Genomic DNA, 17,356 nt, shown 5'->3' on the forward strand with positions numbered 1-17,356 from the left:
CGGGAGGCCGATGAACCCGAAAGGTCTTCTCCGGATTTCAATTACGGCGCGCGATCGCGGCCGTCAGCACGGTCGCGAAGGCACACCACGCCGCGTACGGGGCTAGAGCCGTGCCCGCGCCACGGTGTTTCCGCGCGATGCGGCGCACCAGGTCCGCCGAGCTGACCGTGAGGGCGGCCGCTTCGACGGTGGCGGGCCACGGTTTGTGCACGCGCCAGAACAGCCAGTTCCACCCGGCGTTGAGGGCCAGGTTCACGGCGAGCCTGCGCCAATGGTCGGCGCGTTCGCGTCGGGTGGTGGTCCTGGACAGGGCCGTCGCCGAGGTCACCGCCAGGTCGGCGTACAGCACCGTCCACACGATGCCGAACGCGGGGGCGGGTGGCTGCCAACGCGGCTTGGACAGCCGCCGGTACCAACGGCTGTTCGGATCGACGGCCACGCTACCGATGGCGGCTGCCGCGGCGGTGGCGGCCGAGGTCCGGGCGAGAGCGCTCCAACGCATCCCTTCATTCTCGTCCCGATTCGGCCGGCCCGCAGGGCTACGGAAAACGGGTGAAATCACCGATTCGGCGGTGCCGTCGTGGCGGCTAGTCTTCCCCGGCGGCTTCAGGACAGGAAAGGCAACGCACACATGGCGGTCTTACGCACTCCCGACGGTCTCGACATCGCCTACCAGCTGTGGGAACGGGATTCCGAACTTCCACCGGTGGTGCTGCACCACGGTTTCGCGGCGGACGGCGACACCAACTGGGTCGCGCCGGGTGTCGTCGACGCGCTCGTCTCGGCGGGCCGGCGCGTGGTCACGATCGACGCCCGCGGCCACGGCGCGTCGAGCAAACCGCATGATCCGCTGTTCTACGGCGAGGAGAAGATGGCCGCCGACGTCCACGCTCTTTTGGACCTGTTGGGCGAGTCGTCGTACGACCTCGTCGGCTACTCGATGGGCGCGATCGTATCCGCGCTCGTGGCGTCGCGGGAATCCCGGATACGTCGGCTGGTCGTCGGCGGTGTCGGAGCCGCCGTCGTCGAGCTCGGCGGAGTGGACACCCGTGTCGTGGGCAGCAGCGTCATCCAGGCTCTGCGCGCCGACGACCCGTCGTCGATCACCGATCCGAACGCTGCGGCCTTCCGGATGTTCGCCGAGACGACCGGCGCGGACCGGTTGGCGCTGGCGGCGCAGGCGTGCTCGCTGCACCGGAAACCCATCGCGCTGGCCGACATCACCGCGCCCTGCCTGGTGCTCGCCGGCGAGGAAGACATGCTGGCGACGCGGCCCGAAGTGCTCGCCGATGCCATCCCGGGCGCGACGCTGCGGACCCTGCCCGGCGACCACCTCGGCGTGGTGCGGAACCCGGAATTCACGAAACTGCTCGTGTCCTTCCTCGCCGACAGCGACACTTGGGTGCGGTGACACGCACTGTTCACCGAACAGCCTCCGTCGGCCACGCCCTGAAAGCGTGCGTGACTGGTCGCGGTCATTCGCTCACGCATCTCCCCTCAAGGTCGGCCGCCACCGTCGCGTCTACCTTCGGCACGTGCTCGAATACGACGAGCGAACGCAGCGCGAACGTGAAGCGGCCCTCGACGAGATGGCTTTCGAGTCGGCGCATGACGGCACGGCCGATCGAATGACCGGGTTCATATCGACCAGATGACGAATTTCGGGGTGAGCGAGCACACCAGCTCGCTTATCTCACGTTATGCGACACCATCGACACCTTGAGTAGTGCACACTGCAAAGCGTGGCTTTTCCCGCACTCCTCGACGCTGAGGTCGAAGGCTACAAGGACCTGATCGACGCCATGAAGTGCGACAAGAAGGACCGCCATGTTCTGGCGGCTGCCGTACGCGGCAATGCTTCAGTGCTCGTGACCGCGAACCTCAAGGACTTCCCCACCGAGGCCTTGGAACCCTACGACATCCGCGCCCTCAGCCCGGACGAGTTCCTCTGGACCAGCTTGACCTTTATCCGGAAAGGACTGTCGAGGTCCTACGAAAACTTGTGAAAGCACGCCGGAGTCCTCCAGAAACCCCCGGCACCTTCTTGGACAAGCTTCAGCCTTTCTTGCCCGATTTCGTTGAAGAGGCACGAAAGGCCCTCAAGGGCGGAATTTACACTTGAGGTCCCACACGACCACAGGGGCCGCTGGCGGCGACTTTTGGTCATGCGGTCGGCGGGCCGTATCCAGCTTCGGCCAGAACGGTTCGAAGCTGGTGGGCGGCATCGCGAAGCGGCGACGTGGGGTGAGCGGTGTCGAGTTCGTCGAGTGCGCCCCACAGTGTGGTCGCGGTTCGGGTGGAGCCGACCTCGTCGACGAACGGCATGATGCGTTCGATGGTCCGGCCCGCGTCGCACCAGGCCTGCGCGTGGATCTGCGCGTCGAACAAGGAAGCGAGATGGTTGTAACGCCGTCGAACCTCGCGGCCGGGAGTGATCTCGATCGAGGTCTGGAGGACGTCGACGGCACGGTCCCATTCGGCCGAGTCGGAGTGGATCATGGCTTCGTGCCAGGCCAATTCCTGGTCGTTGATCCACCAGGCCCACGCCGGGTCATCGTCACGCACACCCTCCGAATACAGAAAGCGGGCTCGCTGAAAGGTTCGTTTGGCCATGGTTTCGTCCCCCGCCAATGCCAGCGCGCGGGCCTCGCGGGTGCGAAAGAGCGCCTGCAACCGGGGTGAGAGCTTGTCGGTCTCTAGAACCATGCGTGCGATGCGCAGAGCCTCCATGGGGCGGCCGAGGTGGCCGGCGTGCATGGACATGTTCTGCAGGGTCAACAGTTCCATGCTGCGATCACCGGCCAAACGGGACAGATTCAGTGCCTCGTGATTGACCCGACGCACGAGGCCGTGTTGGCCCGCGTCGTAGAGCAGCCAGCCGGCGACTTCGCCGAGCTCTCCGGCCGTCGCGTACAGGTCACGTTCGACACGGGGATCGCATTGGGCGGTCCCCAGTTTTCGGTGAACGGAACGGAAGAGTCGGAGCGCGACACCCGAGGACTGATCGCCCCCGAACTGGATGTCGAGCTCGACGAGCTCACGGATACGACTGTGGAGCGTTTCGACGTAGGCGCTGTCGAGCCGGACGGGTGCGCCCGGAGGATCGATCGGTTCCACGTCGCCGAGCAGCGGTGACGTGGACACCGCGGAGGTGGGGCCGGAGTGTCCGTTCGCGCTCAACTGCTTCACGCGGGCCCGGGCATGTGCGAGCCGTCGTTGATGTTCTCGCTGTTCGTGGTCTTGTTTCGCGGCCACCAAGTCGTGGAACGCGGTCAGTAACACGCCGTGCGCGCCGACCGCCTCGTCACACGCGCGCCAGAACCGTTCGTCGGCGCGGGCGCGTCCTTTCTCGATGTGGGCCAATGTCGTGCGGTCGCAGAGTGCGGCCTTGGCTAGTTGCCCTTGGGTGAGTCCCGCGGCCTGGCGAAACGCGGCTAGCTGGGCGCCCAGGGTCTGACGCTGTCGAAGGATCGGTTCGGGTTCCCGGGCCATATCAACCACTCTTCTCCGAGTGTTCCGCTGCGAGGCCAGGTCAGCATAGCGATCCAGTGACTTTCCGTGTGGCAGTTTCACACACATCGTGACGCACACCCGGCTTCATCCGGTTTCCTTGAGGTCATGGCACCTGGTGCACGGAAAAAAACAACCCCGGCTTTTTCCGACGGGAACGTCGGACGCGGTCAGGCCCGCGTATAGCTCGGTGGCCCCTCGCCCCGGCACCGGGTGCCACCCACGACCACGGAATTCAAGCGACGGAATTGGACGGCAGGACATGGCGATCCCGCTTGTGCCGACATCGAGATCGAACATCGAGGAACGCGACGGGCCCGCGAAACCGAGACCGATGACGGGCACCCCGACGCACCGACCCAGGTCGGAATCACGTGAGAGCGGTGGGCCGACGGATTCCCGCGGCGGTTCGGTCGCCGACGAACGCGCCGGTTCGACAGCGCACGGAATGTGACGTGCGCGCGCTCCAGGCCTCGACGTGATGTGCGGTGAACGGCTGGACATGGCTTGCACCCGCACCGCTTGCGGCATTCCTGCTGTGGGTCGCGTGGTCGTTCTGGTCGAACTGGCGTAAGGATGTCCGTGCGGCCAGAACCGCCGCGCACTTCGTCCGGTACTGCCGGATCGACGAACCGGCCGAGCCCGAACAGCCGGGGACCTCGGCGACATCGGTCCTCAATGGAGGAGGAAACATTCCCCTGTGCCCCGGGGCGGAACTCGCGGACGGTGAACGAGCTCAGTGGTAGTCCTCGCCCTACCACTCGCAAGGTCCCGTCCTTCCCCCGCCGGTTCCGCCCCGGCTTCGGCGGCCTCGCCGTCGCGTGTCCCGGTTCGACTACTTCCCCACCGCCTTCGTGAACGGCAACACCAGCCGAGAGGGATGGGCGGCGTCACGGTAGATCTTGTGCGTGACGGGACGCCCCACCGGCAGGTAGAAGGCGTCGGGCGGCAACAGCGCGTTGTGCGCGTCGGCCAGCGGCTCGTTGTTGGACAGCTCCACGGTGAGGCGGTGTCCGGGCTTGAACGTGTTCGCGAACGGATACAGGCGCAGCACGTACTCCTCGATCCTGCCGGGTTCGACCGGCACCGCACGGGTGTGCGGGTGGTACGGGTTGCCCTCGGTGGTGCGGTCGTCGAGCTCTCGGTGGGATGCCTTGAGGTAGCCGGTGGTCACCAGTTGCCGCTTGCCGTCCGGGGCGGCGTGCTCCGCGCCCATCGACTCGGGTTCGAAGGACAGTTTGTGGCGTGGCCGCAAGTACAACGACCGGTACTCCACGTCCTTCGGCGGCCATTGGCTGCCGGTCACCCGCTCGCGAGAACCCTCCACGAAGACGGTGACCTCCGGCTCGTCCATCACACCGTTGTCGATGCCCTTGAGCCAGTAGTCGTACCACCGGAACATCTTGTCGTGCTCCTCGACGAAGGGGCGCGACTGCATCGGCGGATACGGTCCGATGTCCAGCTTCTTGGGACCCTTCAACACCTTGAAAAGTTCGATGGTGCCGTCCACGGTCCAGCCGCGACCGTGGTCGATCTGTAGGTAGACCGGGATGTCGATGTTCGAGGCCAGCGTGATGGGGTTGCGCTCCTCGTACCACTTCCCCGTCCAGAGGGTTCATCACGATGTCGAACCAGAACTCGCGGTTTTTGGGGTACTTCAGCACGTGCACCAGGTTCGGCCAGGCGGCCACGTCCGGGTCGGCGAGCCGCTATTCGACCAGCTTCGCCAACTCCTCCGGCGAGTAGACCTCCTGCATGCGGGATTTGACGAGGGTGTGCGCGATACCGGAGTCGCCACCGCGTCCCTCGCGGCCAGCACCTGCATGGAACCGAAGTAGGAGATGCCGATCATGCCGACGTTGCCGTCGCACCACGGCTGTTCGGCGACCCACTCGATGAAGTCGTACGCGTCCTGCCCCAGGGGCACACCGCCGGCGTTGTAGTTGCCGATCATCTCGCCGCCCGAGTCCCCCGAGCCTCGTAGGTCGCCGATGACGTGGGCGTAGTCCTCCTTGACGACCCGGGCGATGTCGCCCGCCTCGATGCAGCCGTCCCACATCGGGCTGGGGCGGCGCTGGGAAGGCGTGGTGAGAGCGGGAGCCTGCAGCTCCTTGCCGTAGGGACTCAGGGCCACCAACGCGGGCCGCGGCTTGTCCTCGATGCCGTGGTAGACGTCCGCGGCGAGTTCGACCCCGTCCCGCATCGGGACCCGCAGGTCCTTGCGCACGGCGACCTTCCCCCCACCGGCGTCCCACGTCGTGAAATCAGCCATGAGTGTGCAGCTCCCTTGTCAACGTTCGGGCGCCAGGGATATCGCCGGCGGACGTGCCCACAGCGCCTCTTAGGCATATTATTATATCAATGTTGTATCGTCGGTGTGGCCCATAGGCGGCGCCGGCACGATCGACGGTGTAGCCGCGGTCGCCGAGGACCCGGAATCGGGCCGGGCGAAGGGAAGACACGATGACGCACGACGTCGAGATCCATCCCCTGGTGTCACCGTGGGGACGTTTCGGCCTCTACAACTTCTTCATCGACGCACCCGAACCGGCCATCGTCGACACCGGCATCGCGTCGTCACCCGCCGAAGGAATGGCCCCCGCGCTCAAGGCCCTCGACCGCGACATCGCAGACGTCCGCTGGATCCTGCTCACCCACGGCCACATCGACCATCTCGGCGGCGCACACGCACTGTGGGAACTCACGGGACGACGACTCCCAGGTCGTCCGCTGGCACAGGGCCGAGGGCGGTGTTGACGGTGTTGCTCTCAGCAGCTTGCGCGCCCGTCATTGGCACGTCCTTTCGTCAACGTCATGCCGACGCATTGTGGCACGCCGGGTAAACGAAGAAGGGCAGTGCACCGGGGAGCCTGACGTCCGCCTGACGGGCCGTAGTCCACTGCCTTGTGGATGCGATCATCCTACACATTGATATATTGTAATGCCAAAGTCAAGCGCCTCTCGGGCCGCCCCCTCAAGCCGAACACCGGCCTCACCAACTCGTGACGAACCGGTACTTGAACTCCTCGGCCCTGTGCACGGCGGAACGCCACCCCGCGGGCAGGCCACCCGCCGTGAAGAAGATCGTCTCGATGACCAGCAACGGGCTGCCCTCGTCTACCCCCAAGGTCGCAGCGTGGTCGGCGCTCGCCGCCGTCGCCCAGGCCTCGTGCTCGGCCCGGTCGAGCGTGATGCCGAAACCCTGCTCCAACAGCTCGAAGGCCGAACCCTTCTCTTCCAACTCCGCTGCCGTGGGACTGAACTCCTCGGGCGCCCGGATATAGACGTCGGCCTCGACCAGGGGCTCGTTCTCCACCGAGATCAACCGCGTGAAATGCAGGAGCCGCTCGTCCGCCTTGATCCCCAGGCGATGCCGGATCCGCGCGGGTGGCTCCACCCGTTCGACACCGGACACCGTGGACGCCGGGTGCAAACCACTTTCGGAAAGGTACTGGTACAACGCCCCCGGCCTCACGTCAGCCGGTCGATGCACCCGCGCCCCCGGAACCGGGAACGTCCCCTTGCCCTGCTTCCGGTAGACGTACCCCTCGTTCGCCAGCTCCTTGAGCGCCTGCCGGATGGGGGCCCGGCTCACGTCGAACCGGTCGAGCAACTGCGCCTCGGTCATCGGTTTCTGGGGATCGGCGACTCCCCCCGCGATCTCCGTGCGCAGGATGTCCTTGATCTGCCGATACAGCGGAACCCCGGACGAGAGGTCGAGCTCGCCGTTTGCCATGGGTCTTCGAACCCTCCACATCGCTGGTCACCGGGGTACGTCTTTTCCGGAAAGTCAAACACAACCCGGCCAGGACTCCAGCGGTACCCGGCTGCAAGGCGACCGGTGACGACGAACGATCGAGACCATGACCTCCGACCGCGAACACCGCCCCGACAAAGCGCAGGACGCCGACTGCAGCACGCCGGACACCCGATGCCCTGAAGACAAAACAAAACTGCCCCGCCATCAAGCGGGGCAGTTCACAACTTTCGGTTCTCTGTGGAGCTAAGGGGACTCGAACCCCTGACCCCCTCACTGCCAGTGAGGTGCGCTACCAGCTGCGCCATAGCCCCGTGTTGTTGCGGGTCCAACTATACAGGCCCCGAAATGCCGGTTGCACAGGGGGTCTCCTAGCGGTCCGAGCGCAGCGTCGCCGGGTCGAACGTGTCGAGGTCGTAGTCGTCGTAATCGTCGTGGTCGCCGCCGTAATCGCCGCCGTGGCCGTCGGCTTCGCCTCGCGAACCGCCGGCCACGCTGTCACGCCCCGGCTGCGTGCCACCGCCCGTACGCCGTTCGGTCTCCCGCAGACGTTCCGCCCGGCGCCGTTGGAACTCCTCCACCGTGATGCCCGTGTCGGCCTCCGGGTCGCGGGCGGGGGCGGGCATGCCGGACAGCCGCTCGATGAGGTATGTCATGTCCTCACCGAGCTGCAACGCCACCATGTTGTAGCTTGCCTGCGCGGCCTCCTGCATGGCCACCTGCGCCACTTCGACGATGAGTGAACCGAGCCGCTCGGGTCCCCAGTTCACCGCCGCCGGCGCGAGCCACAGCCGGAGCAGCTTGCCCCGCGCGTCCACCGTCAACTCGATGGTGCCGTCGACGTCGTGGGCGGTTCCCGTGGCCTTGGCCATGAGCGCGTCCACGGACGACAACGCGTCCCGCCGCGCCCGCGCCTGCGCGATCAGGTCCTTGGTGCTCCCGCCACCGACGGGCACCTGCTCGATCACCGCTTCTCCTCACCGTCTCCCGAACACGGGCGAACCCGAGTCGTCGTCCTCGTCCTCGGGCAACGGCTCGTATCCCAACGAGGCCAACGTGGCGTCGCCCTCCGGTCCCAGCACGGGCGACAACGCCCGATACATCCGGTCGCTCGCCCGCCGGGTCGCCGTGTGCGCCAACGCCATGATCTGCTGGGCGAGCGAGTCGGTCCCGGACCGCAGGGCCGCGTGCGTCAACCGGACCTCGGTGAGCAGACCGCCGGGTGCCACCTCCACCCGGATCGCGCCGTCACCCGACTCCGCCTTCCCACCGACACTTCCCACGCGGGAGAACTGTTCGGCGGCGCGCTCCGAGGTCCGCCGCACCTGTTCGTCGATCCGATTCGCTTCCCGCTCAACGTCTATCTCCACCGAACCCCCGTCGAAATTCCCACCCCGACCACGTCACCCACCGTCACCGGCACTTTATCCGGTCGGTCGATAGAACCCGATGAACTGCTGCCCCGCGTTGGTGGTGCGGATCGGGTTGATACTCACCGGATCCCCCGCCTCGATCATGAGGCCGTCACCGACCACCATCGCGACGTGCCCCGACCACACCACGAGATCCCCGGGAAGCAGTTGGTCCTGCGACGGCACCTCCGCTCCCACGGTCTGTTCCTGAGCCAACCTCGGGATCTCCAGCCCCGCCTCGCCGTACGACGTCATGGTGAGCCCGCTGCAGTCCAGTCCCACACCACGCGACGTGCCACCCCACACGTACGGAACGCCGAGCTGCGAGATCGCGGCACGCACGGCCTTGGCGGCCGTCTCGTTGGGGGCCTCCACCGTCGAACCGTTCGGCAGGTTGATCTTGACGCCGGTGCCGGGCTGCGGCGGAATGGCGACGGGCAGGCGTGGCTTGGTCACGGCACCGCCACCGCCGCCGATGGCACCACCCGCGGCGGCGCCGCCACCACCGCCGCCACCGCCGGTGGCGCCCTGCGAGTTGAACGACGAGGCGACCTCGGTGCTCGCACTGCTGGCACTGGTGGTCCCGCTGTCCGAACCGAGCTTGCCCGCGATATCGGTGAGCGCGGACAAGGTGCGGTCGCTGATGTCGGCGGACTGCCCGGTGAGCTCGGCGATCTTCTTCTGTAGTCCCACCATGAGCTCACGCACCGCGGCCTGGCCCCCCGTGGGAACGGGCGGCGTCTGCCGGGCCGCCGCGACGGCCTTCATGGTCGTGCTGATCTCACGGATGATCTCCTCACGCACCCGGTCGTTCTCGACCTGGCCCACCTTGAGGGCTTCCGCGGCCTCGGCCACCGCTTTCTCGATCTCGACACTCTCGTCGAGTAGCTCCTGCACTTCCCGCTCGAGTGCCTGCGCGGTGCCGACGGCGTTGTCCGTGGCATTACCCGACGACCTCTCCGACAGCAGGACCCGCTGCGACTCCGCCGTTCCGCGCACACCGTCCAGGGACGTCCGCAACGCGGACTGCCCACTCACCGCCGAGTCGATCGCCGCGTCGTCGGTGCGCATGCGGCGCGCGAACTGATCGGGCAGACCCAGTGCCGCTCTCGTGACTTCCGCGGTCTCCGTCATCCCAGTTCCTTGCCCAGGCGCTCGATGGTGGCCTGCTGTTCCGCTTCGACGACCTCGTAGTTCGTACTGGTGCGACGCGCGGCGTCAGCCATGCTCTGCCAGTTGCCACCCAAGCGGCTCAACCGTTCCTGGATGCCGCGCATGCGAGCGGCGTACGCGCCGGACAACCCCGACTCGGAACCCAGCACCGAGAAACCGTCACCCGACAGTTCGACATGCGGTGCGACGTGCCGGTCGGCCGCTTGCCGAACGTCGTCCCCCGTCGGGTCGATACTGCGCGCATAGTGGTCGTAGGCGCCTTCCTCGACCCGGAAACCCGCGTGTGGTGTGCCGTCCACGTCACCCTCCTTCGTAGGAGTGCGACGTGATCGGCTCCCGCGCGGTTCCCCCACACGTGCACTCCGGGCGCAACACTAGAACACCCGGAGTGCACGTAAGACGGGAATCGGCGACTCGACTACCGCGACACGGCCTTGTCGAGCCAACCGGGGTCGCCCAGGTCCACGAGCTCGCCGTTCGCGACCACCGTGGGCGTGCCGAATCCCTTCTCCCCCGTACCGAAATCACGGTGCAGGCTGGTGTCCTCGGTGACCCGCTTCATCTCCTGTTCGAGCAGGTCGTTGTACTTGCCGTTACGCACACCCTCCTCGAAGGCCTCGCTGGTGATACCCAGATCACGGCCGAGCTGGATCAGCTGCTCCTTGTCGTAGGCGCGCTTGCCCTCCTCGGGCTGGTTGGCGAACAGGCTGTCGTGGAACTCGGAGAACTTGCCCTCGTCGGCCGCGAGCAGTGCCGCGTTGGCCGAGTCCAGCGAGTAACCGGGCGGGCTGGACTGCTTCACCAACATCGGCAACATGTGCTGCCGCACCGTCAACTGTCCCTGCTCGACCTTCTCCCTGATCTGTTCCCCGTACTGCTGGTCGAACGTCGCGCACGCGGGGCACAGGAAGTCGGCGTAGACGTCGATGGTGGCGGGAGCGTCCTCTTCACCGAGCACCACCACGGCTCCGTCCCTGCGTTCGGGGAAGTCGGCCTGCACCGACTCGGTGGGGATCGTCTCCCCTTCGGTGGCGTTCTTGGACGCGTTGGTCCAGATGAGGCCACCGACGACGACCGCCAGCACCACTACCACCACGCCGACGATCACGGCGATGCGTTTGGCGTCGCCACCGCCTCCCCGCGCCTTGGCAACCGCCTTGGCCCCCTCAGTCTTCGCCGCCAACTGTTGCCGGCGCCGTTTCTTCGCCGTCCGTTCCGCTCCGCCCACTGGCGTCCTTTCTCGTGTTGTCGTTCCCTTCGGTGGCCTCGGTCTCCGTACGACCGCGCCGCAGCCACCTGTCCACCGAAAGCGGTGTGCTCGGCCTGACGGCCAGCCACACCGCCAACGCCAGGAACCCGATGTCCGTCGCGATTTCCTCCGGGTAGGCCGTCTGTCCCGGCTCCACCTGCCCTCCGCCGCCGAAGCAGCCGCAGTCGATCGTCAGTCCCCGTGCCCACGACTGCGCCACCGCGGCGATGAACGCCACCAGCACCGCCGCCGACACCACGGCCGTGACCCGGGTAGCCGCACCGAACAGCACCAGCAGCCCCAACACGATCTCGACCAACGGCAGCGCGGTGGCCACGATGCCGATCAGCCCTGTGGGCAAGATCTCGTAGGCCTGTACCGCCAGGTAGGTCTGGCCCGGATCCGCGAGCTTGATGCCGCCCGAAATCAGCCAGACAGCGGCCAGTCCCAGCCTGGCCAGCAGCCCGATGCCGTCGAGTAGCAGTCCACGTGAGGGGAGCACAGCCTCTAGGCTAGCCAGCGCAGCTGTGAAAACCATGAGGGGCAATGTCGATGCGACGGCTGAGATGCCTGGTCAACATGGTTGCGGTGGGTGTTCTGCTCGCCGCGTGCTCGGCTCCCGAGGCCGCACCCGACTCCATTGTCACCCGGATAAGTGACACCGGGTCGGTGACGATCGGCATCGGGGTCGACCAGCCGGGGTTGGCCGAGCGAACGGTGGACAGGCACATCGTCGGGTTCGACGCCGACGTCGCACGGTTCGTCGCGGCCGAGCTCGGTGTGGCCGAGGAGGACATCACGTGGAAGGAGACGCTGCCCTCTGAACGCGAGGAAGCGCTCGCCTCGGGCAACGTCGACCTGGTGGTGGCCGCCTACTCCATCACCGAGCCCAGACAACGCGAGGTGTCCTTCGCCGGGCCGTACTTGGAGACCGGGCAGGACCTGCTCGTACGCCGCACCTCCACCCACCTCACCGACCCCGAATCGCTGGCGGGGAACACACTGTGTGCGCCCACGGGCTCGACCTCCGCCGCGCGCGTCAAGAAACGGTTCGCGGACACGGTGACGCTGGTGGAATACCCCCGCATATCCGAATGCGTCACCGCGCTCCTCGCCCGCCGGGTCGACGCCGCGATCGCCGATGACACGATCCTCGCCGGATACGTCGCCGAGAACCCTGAGCTGTTGCGGCTGGTCGGAAAGCGGTGGTCCACCGAGTACTACGGCGTCGGACTGCCGAAGGGCGACCACGACGGGCGAACCGCCGTCGACGACGCCTTACGCGCGATGATCGACTCCGGTTCGTGGAGAGCGTCGTTGGAGCGGCACCTGGCGCCGTCCGGAATCGAGATGGCCGATCCGCCGGAGGTCGGCGAGCTGTGACCGGTCTGGACACCCTGGCGTTACCCGAACTCCCGGTGCGCGCCGTGCTCGACGACGTGAACACCGCGCTGCGGAAACAGGGCACGGCCGTACTGGAGGCCGAGGGCACCGTCGTGGTGGCCGAACCCCGCAGGCTCGCCGCACGAGCAGCCGCCTCACGCATGGCGGCGTTGCTCGGTGAACCGGTCGGCGAGACCGTCGGGTACTCGGTGCGAGGCGAACGCAGGGTCTCGTCCCGCACTCGGGTGGAAGTCGTCACCTCGGGGCTGCTCGTGCGCCGCCTGCAGAACGATCCCGAGCTGCGTCGCACCGCGGTGGTACTGCTCGACGAGTGCCATGAACGCCACCTCGACGCAGACCTGCTGCTGGCCCTGCTACTCGACGCCAGGGCCGGGTTGCGGGACGACCTGCGACTGCTCGCCACGTCGGCCACCGTGGCCTCCGACCGGCTGGCCGCGCTGCTCGGTGACGCGCCGGTCATCACCGCGGACGCCGCTTCACACCCCGTGGACATCGTGCACCGGCCGCCCGACCGCGGCGAGCACGTGGAGAAGTGCGTCGCGAGAACGATCCGAACAGCACTATCCGAACACGACGGCGATGTGCTCGTGTTCCTCCCCGGTGTCGCGGAGATCGCCCGGGTGACCGAACTGCTCGGCGGGATCGACGTCGATGTCGTCGCGCTACACGGCCGCCTGCCCACACACCGTCAGGACGCCGCGCTCACGCCGGGGCCACGGCGGCGGGTCGTGCTGTCCACAGCGGTGGCCGAGTCGAGCCTGACGGTGCCCGGCGTGCGCGTGGTGGTGGACTCCGGGCTGGCCCGCGTTCCCCGGGTGGACCACCGGCGTGGCCTGCCCGGGCTCGCCACTGTGCGGGTGTCGAGGGCCGTGGCTGACCAACGCGCGGGACGAGCGGGACGCGAGGCACCGGGCACCGCGTACCGGTGCTGGCCCCGATCCGAACACGCGAGCCTGCCCGCCTACCCCGAACCGGAGATCCGCACCGCCGAACTCTCCCGCCTGACCCTAGAACTGGCGTGCTGGTCCACACCGGACGGTTCCGGACTGGCGTGGTGGGACACACCGCCCGAAGGAGCGTTGACAGCGGGCAGGAAACTGCTGCGCACATTGGGAGCCGTGGACGCCGACGGCCGTCCGACCGACCGCGGCTCGACGATGGCGGCCATGGGGCTGCACCCTCGCCTGGCTCGCGCACTGCTCGACGGCGCGGCCGAACTCGGTGCGCGCCCGGCCGCCGAAGTGGTGGCCGCGCTCGACGTCGCGTCGACACACCACACCGACCTCGACGCCGAACTGGCCCGCCTGCGCCGGGCGGACGACGCTGCGGCCCGGCGCTGGCGAAAGGAGGTCGACAGACTCGCGGCGCTCGTTTCCGACGACGGCCACGGCGGAAACGGCGCAGCCGACCGGCCGGACTCGGCGACCGTGGTGGCCCTGGCGTATCCCGAACGGCTCGCCCGCCGCAGACGGAACACGTCCTCACCGGTGTATCTCCTCGCCAACGGCACGGCGGTGGAGGCACCGCCCGGCAGCGGCCTCGGTGACAGCGACTGGCTGGCGGTGGCCGAAGCGACCCGCGAACCCGGGCGGGCACACGGCGTCGTCCGTCTCGCGGCGGTGGCGGACGAGGAGCTGGCCACGCACGCGGGCGCGGCCCTGTTGACCGAGGACGACGAGATCGCGTGGGTCGACGGAGACGTCGTGGCCCTGCACGTGCGACGGCTGGGTGCCATCACGCTGGCCGAACGTCCCCTGTCGGAACCCGACCCGGCCACCGTCCACCGGGCCGTGGTGGACGGATTGCGCCAGGAGGGGCTGCGTCTGCTTCCCTGGCCCACCGAGGCGGTGCGGCTGCGGCAGCGGCTGGCTTTTCTGCACCGGCACCTGGGCGACCCGTGGCCCGATGTCTCCGACGAGGCTCTCGTGGCACGGGCGGACGATTGGCTCGTTCCCGAATTGGCGCGCGTGCGCCGCCGTTCCGATTTCGCGAAGATCGACACGGTCGCGGCGTTGCGCGCGTTGTTGCCGTGACCCGAGGCCGCCCGGCTCGACGAGCTCGCCCCCGACCGGCTGGAGGCCCCCTCGGGTTCTCGGGTGCGGGTGGACTATTCCGGTGACAAGCCGGTGCTCGCGGTGAAGTTGCAGGAGACGTTCGGCTGGCGGGTCACGCCGCGCATCGCGGGTGGAACGGTCCCCGTGGTGCTGCATTTGTTGTCACCGGCGGGCAGGCCCGCAGCCTGCGTAGCCGTGTCCGCAGCCTGCGTAGCCGTGTCCGCAGCCTGCGTAGCCGTGTCCGCAGCCTGCGTAGCCGTGTCCGCAGCCTGCGTAGCCGTGTCCGCAGCCTGCGTAGCCGTGTCCGCGTCACACGACGCGAGACACGGCTCGCCACCCCGCTCCACTGGCTCAGTCCCGCGCACCGGAAGCGCCGGGCAACCACGCCCGAGCCCCGCCGTCGTCCGTTCCCGCCATGGACTCGGCACGTTCATGCAGCCCTTGTTCCACAGCCGCACGAATCTGGGCCTGGTTCTCCCGCACGGCGTGCGCGAAGAAGTCATCCATCCGCGGATCGGCGAGTACCTCCAGCAGAACACGAATGGTGGTGTCCACAAGGGAACGCAAGACGTCGTCATGGAACGGCAACCGCGACAACATGCCCGCCTGCGGATCGTTTTTCACCTTCTCCGTGACGATGTCCCGCAACAGTTCCTTGTGTTCTTCCAGCGAGCGCGCGATGTTGTGTGGGTAGCGTCCTGTTTCGAGCACTTTCGCGACTTCGTCGAGCACCGCGACGGTGATCGGCTGTTTGATGGCCGCCACGATCGGGCGCGAGAAGCGTTCCACCAACCGTTGTGTGGCCTTCTCCCCGAAGACTCGGTCGGTGGTGCGGGCGAGCCGGAACAGCAGCACCACGATTCGCAGCAACCGCAGGCCTCGCAACGCGGGGTGCGCGATGGGGATCATTCCCAGCACCTCGTACCAGTGCCGCAATGGGAACCGTTTGTCCCAACGCGCTGTGCGCCAACGCCACACGAACTCCACGGCGAAGACACCGCAGATGGCCGTGTCGATGGCGAACACGGTGCGTGCCGTATCAGGTGAGACGTCGCCGAGGAGCACGTAGGTGAGCAGGGCGACCGAGAGCACCGCGAGCACGAGCATCACGATGTCCACGACCAGGCTGCCGGCGCTGCGGGTCTTCATGCGCGGCATTCTGCCCGAGTCGGTGTCAGTCGACGTGTCCCGCGGTGCTCTGAGAACGCTCACACGGCTGCCGCGGCCCTGCTGCCCGAAGCCCTATGCCGTGATCGCCGTGGACTCCGTGGTGGTGCGGATGAACTGGAGTACCTGAGGCCATGAGAGCGCATAGGCGTCGGCGTTGACGCTGTTGCCGTGGCGGCTACGTTCGGAGAAGCCGTGCTCGGCGCCGGGATAGACGTGCACGATGCTGGCTCCGACCGAGCGGGACTGGAGTGCCGTCTGCAGCCGGGTGAAGCTCTCCCATGGCACGAGCGAGTCCTGTTCGGGGTAGAGCATCATCACGGGCGCGGCGGTTCGTGCGGCGTACTCGGCGGCGTCGAGGGTGTGGTTCGGGGCGGGTGGGATCGGCCACGGTGGGGTGGTAAGCGACGACGTTGCACACCCGCTGGTCGCGTCCCGCCAGCAGGAACGCGAATCGTCCACCCATGCACCATCCGATGACACCGACTCGGGTGAACCCGAGCTCTCCGGTCATGTGGTCGAGCAGGCGGCTCATCTCGGAAAGGCAGGCTTCGTCGTCGAGTTCCCGCAGCATCTCGGCGAGTCGTTCGCGTGGTGTGTCATCGCCGCTCACGCCGTGCCACGGGTCCCAGCTCAAAGCCGTCACTCCCGCGCGTGCGATATCGTCGGCGAACTCGCGGACCTGCGCGCCGATCCCGGTGATCATCGGTAACAGGAGCATGCCACCGGAGCCACCGTCCTTCGGTCGGGACAGGTAGGCGCGCAGGTCGTCGACTTTCGTGAAGCACGAGGTGATTTCGGATGCCATACCGGCACCCTAAGCAGTTCAGGTCTGCATCTCGCCCGTGCTCCCAGCGTCGACCAGCGGCCGGAGTTCGGACGGGAGCGAGTCGCGGACCTTGTCGAGGACCCCTTGGGTGGCCTCGCCCGTCACTTCGAGCACCACTCGCGACCCGTATACGGCGTTGGGTTCGGCCATCTGTCCGCGAGCGGACACTCTGCGTACGAACTCGTCCAGGCCGAAGCGCTCCCCGGTGCCCGCGCCGGCCATCGTGACGGTCCTTCGCAGGTTCTCGCCGATCTCCCTGGGGAGTTGGTCGGCGAGGTGGGTGGCCACTTGTTCGGGGATGCGTTCGCCGAGCGTTTCGAGTGTGGCGCGGGTGAGGCCTTCCGCTTCGCCGCGGCTGGCCAGTTGTGCACGTGCCTGTACCTGACCGATGAAGTAATCGTGGTCCATGATCCAGCCCTTCTCCAGCCGGTCAGCCGGCAGTCGCCTGCACCGGCCGCCGTGTTCCGGTGATCTTTTCCGCGAAAACGCTGATGGGGTCTTCGTCCGTGTTCGCAGACTTACCGGGTTCGGAGGGGCCCAAACAGCCGTGCGGGTCTTCTCGTTCCGTCTTGGGCCCCGGCCGGAGAACCGACAGGGCCTAAGAACGCGACGAGGCCGCCCCCGCGTGGTGCGGGAGCGGCCTCGTCGTCGGGAAGGTTTCGTGGAGGTGCCGGGAATCGAACCCGGGTCCTCTGTCGCCTTTCCAGGGCTTCTCCGTGCGCAGTTCGCTGTGCCTCTACTCGGCCCCACCGGTCACGCGAACAAGCCGGTGTGACGGGCCCAGCCACTGTTTGTTTCCCA

At 67.5% G+C, this 17,356-nt stretch carries 21 protein-coding genes, 1 tRNA gene, 1 other RNA gene and 2 pseudogenes; 7 read left to right on the forward strand and 18 right to left on the reverse strand.

The annotated features are described in order from the left end of the window. Window positions 1-37: 37 nt before the first annotated feature. Complete coding sequence (locus tag M7H19_RS17275) at window positions 38-502, reverse strand: TspO/MBR family protein (RefSeq protein ID WP_298182730.1); 465 nt, start codon at window positions 500-502, stop codon at window positions 38-40. Window positions 503-631: 129 nt separating this feature from the next. Between M7H19_RS17275 and M7H19_RS17280 the strand changes: the two genes are divergently transcribed. Beyond that, window positions 632-1,411 (forward strand): alpha/beta hydrolase, encoded by a 780-nt coding sequence (locus M7H19_RS17280; protein WP_298182732.1) that lies wholly within the window; start codon window positions 632-634, stop codon window positions 1,409-1,411. Between the two features lie 331 nt (window positions 1,412-1,742). After that, the gene (locus tag M7H19_RS17285; RefSeq protein ID WP_298182736.1) at window positions 1,743-2,006 is read left to right on the forward strand and encodes a hypothetical protein; all 264 of its coding nucleotides are present in this window, start codon (window positions 1,743-1,745) and stop codon (window positions 2,004-2,006) included. Window positions 2,007-2,163: 157 nt separating this feature from the next. Here the strand turns inward: M7H19_RS17285 and M7H19_RS17290 are convergent, their stop codons facing one another. Continuing rightward, entirely contained in the window at window positions 2,164-3,492 is a 1,329-nt protein-coding gene (locus tag M7H19_RS17290) for a helix-turn-helix transcriptional regulator (protein WP_298182739.1), read from the reverse strand. A gap of 506 nt (window positions 3,493-3,998) precedes the next feature. Here M7H19_RS17290 and M7H19_RS17295 point away from each other — a divergent pair. Continuing rightward, entirely contained in the window at window positions 3,999-4,256 is a 258-nt protein-coding gene (locus tag M7H19_RS17295) for a hypothetical protein (RefSeq protein ID WP_298182742.1), read from the forward strand. An 89-nt stretch (window positions 4,257-4,345) separates the two neighbouring features. Here M7H19_RS17295 and M7H19_RS17300 read toward each other — a convergent pair whose 3' ends face one another. Together M7H19_RS17300 and M7H19_RS17305 are read right to left on the reverse strand one after the other, a co-directional pair. Next, window positions 4,346-5,020 (reverse strand): CocE/NonD family hydrolase C-terminal non-catalytic domain-containing protein, encoded by a 675-nt coding sequence (locus M7H19_RS17300; RefSeq protein ID WP_298182746.1) that lies wholly within the window; start codon window positions 5,018-5,020, stop codon window positions 4,346-4,348. A gap of 147 nt (window positions 5,021-5,167) precedes the next feature. Continuing rightward, complete coding sequence (locus tag M7H19_RS17305) at window positions 5,168-5,782, reverse strand: CocE/NonD family hydrolase (protein WP_298182750.1); 615 nt, start codon at window positions 5,780-5,782, stop codon at window positions 5,168-5,170. Window positions 5,783-5,973: 191 nt separating this feature from the next. Here M7H19_RS17305 and M7H19_RS17310 point away from each other — a divergent pair, with 191 nt between their 5' ends. Further along, on the forward strand, window positions 5,974-6,267 hold the full coding sequence (locus tag M7H19_RS17310) for an MBL fold metallo-hydrolase (protein WP_298182753.1): 294 nt from the start codon (window positions 5,974-5,976) through the stop codon (window positions 6,265-6,267). Window positions 6,268-6,502: 235 nt separating this feature from the next. Here M7H19_RS17310 and M7H19_RS17315 read toward each other — a convergent pair whose 3' ends face one another. The 8 genes from M7H19_RS17315 to M7H19_RS17350 form a co-directional block, all read right to left on the reverse strand. Then, a complete protein-coding gene (locus M7H19_RS17315; RefSeq protein WP_298182756.1) occupies window positions 6,503-7,246 on the reverse strand; it encodes a GntR family transcriptional regulator in 744 nt (247 codons plus the stop codon). A 262-nt stretch (window positions 7,247-7,508) separates the two neighbouring features. Then, a tRNA-Ala gene (locus tag M7H19_RS17320) sits at window positions 7,509-7,581 on the reverse strand. A gap of 57 nt (window positions 7,582-7,638) precedes the next feature. Continuing rightward, the gene (locus M7H19_RS17325) at window positions 7,639-8,235 is read right to left on the reverse strand and encodes a YbaB/EbfC family nucleoid-associated protein (protein WP_298182759.1); all 597 of its coding nucleotides are present in this window, start codon (window positions 8,233-8,235) and stop codon (window positions 7,639-7,641) included. Window positions 8,236-8,244: 9 nt separating this feature from the next. Beyond that, the gene (locus M7H19_RS17330; RefSeq protein WP_298182761.1) at window positions 8,245-8,637 is read right to left on the reverse strand and encodes a YbaB/EbfC family nucleoid-associated protein; all 393 of its coding nucleotides are present in this window, start codon (window positions 8,635-8,637) and stop codon (window positions 8,245-8,247) included. Window positions 8,638-8,691: 54 nt separating this feature from the next. Then, window positions 8,692-9,813, reverse strand: coding sequence for a C40 family peptidase (locus tag M7H19_RS17335; RefSeq protein ID WP_298182763.1), 1,122 nt, complete (start codon window positions 9,811-9,813; stop codon window positions 8,692-8,694). Continuing rightward, complete coding sequence (locus tag M7H19_RS17340; protein ID WP_298182765.1) at window positions 9,810-10,151, reverse strand: hypothetical protein; 342 nt, start codon at window positions 10,149-10,151, stop codon at window positions 9,810-9,812. Before M7H19_RS17340 ends, M7H19_RS17335 begins: the two co-directional genes overlap by 4 nt. A 119-nt stretch (window positions 10,152-10,270) precedes the next feature. Beyond that, on the reverse strand, window positions 10,271-11,080 hold the full coding sequence (locus tag M7H19_RS17345) for a thioredoxin domain-containing protein (RefSeq protein ID WP_298182768.1): 810 nt from the start codon (window positions 11,078-11,080) through the stop codon (window positions 10,271-10,273). Next, window positions 11,019-11,603, reverse strand: coding sequence for a MauE/DoxX family redox-associated membrane protein (locus tag M7H19_RS17350; RefSeq protein WP_298182771.1), 585 nt, complete (start codon window positions 11,601-11,603; stop codon window positions 11,019-11,021). The genes M7H19_RS17345 and M7H19_RS17350 overlap by 62 nt, the downstream gene beginning before the upstream one ends. 50 nt (window positions 11,604-11,653) lie before the next feature. Here M7H19_RS17350 and M7H19_RS17355 point away from each other — a divergent pair, with 50 nt between their 5' ends. Together M7H19_RS17355 and hrpB are read left to right on the forward strand one after the other, a co-directional pair. Beyond that, a complete protein-coding gene (locus M7H19_RS17355) occupies window positions 11,654-12,484 on the forward strand; it encodes a glutamate ABC transporter substrate-binding protein (protein WP_298182774.1) in 831 nt (276 codons plus the stop codon). Beyond that, window positions 12,481-14,745, forward strand: a pseudogene (gene hrpB, locus M7H19_RS17360) (ATP-dependent helicase HrpB); the annotation flags it as partial. The gene M7H19_RS17355 and the pseudogene hrpB, both read left to right, overlap by 4 nt. On the opposite strand, the gene M7H19_RS17365 reads toward hrpB, so the two are convergent. Next, complete coding sequence (locus M7H19_RS17365; protein WP_298182794.1) at window positions 14,672-14,896, reverse strand: hypothetical protein; 225 nt, start codon at window positions 14,894-14,896, stop codon at window positions 14,672-14,674. The pseudogene hrpB and the gene M7H19_RS17365 overlap by 74 nt on opposite strands. Before the next feature lie 14 nt (window positions 14,897-14,910). Then, window positions 14,911-15,708, reverse strand: a complete 798-nt coding sequence (locus M7H19_RS17370) for an ion transporter (RefSeq protein ID WP_298182788.1) — start codon at window positions 15,706-15,708, stop codon at window positions 14,911-14,913. Here M7H19_RS17370 and M7H19_RS17375 point away from each other — a divergent pair. Further along, a complete protein-coding gene (locus M7H19_RS17375) occupies window positions 15,629-15,856 on the forward strand; it encodes a hypothetical protein (protein ID WP_298182777.1) in 228 nt (75 codons plus the stop codon). The genes M7H19_RS17370 and M7H19_RS17375 overlap by 80 nt on opposite strands. On the opposite strand, the gene M7H19_RS18690 is transcribed toward M7H19_RS17375, so the two are convergent. The 4 genes and pseudogenes from M7H19_RS18690 to ssrA all read right to left on the reverse strand — a co-directional run. Continuing rightward, on the reverse strand, window positions 15,802-16,044 hold the full coding sequence (locus M7H19_RS18690) for a dienelactone hydrolase family protein (protein ID WP_363321380.1): 243 nt from the start codon (window positions 16,042-16,044) through the stop codon (window positions 15,802-15,804). The two genes, M7H19_RS17375 and M7H19_RS18690, sit on opposite strands and share 55 nt — an antisense overlap. Before the next feature lie 121 nt (window positions 16,045-16,165). Further along, a pseudogene (locus M7H19_RS18695) lies at window positions 16,166-16,534 on the reverse strand (dienelactone hydrolase family protein); the annotation flags it as partial. Between the two features lie 18 nt (window positions 16,535-16,552). Beyond that, window positions 16,553-16,963, reverse strand: a complete 411-nt coding sequence (locus M7H19_RS17385; protein ID WP_298182780.1) for a DUF2267 domain-containing protein — start codon at window positions 16,961-16,963, stop codon at window positions 16,553-16,555. 251 nt (window positions 16,964-17,214) lie between these two features. Further along, window positions 17,215-17,356: a transfer-messenger RNA gene (gene ssrA, locus M7H19_RS17390) on the reverse strand; the annotation flags it as partial.

The organism is Saccharomonospora sp. (genome assembly GCF_027317685.1).
Lineage (GTDB): Bacteria > Actinomycetota > Actinomycetes > Mycobacteriales > Pseudonocardiaceae > Saccharomonospora.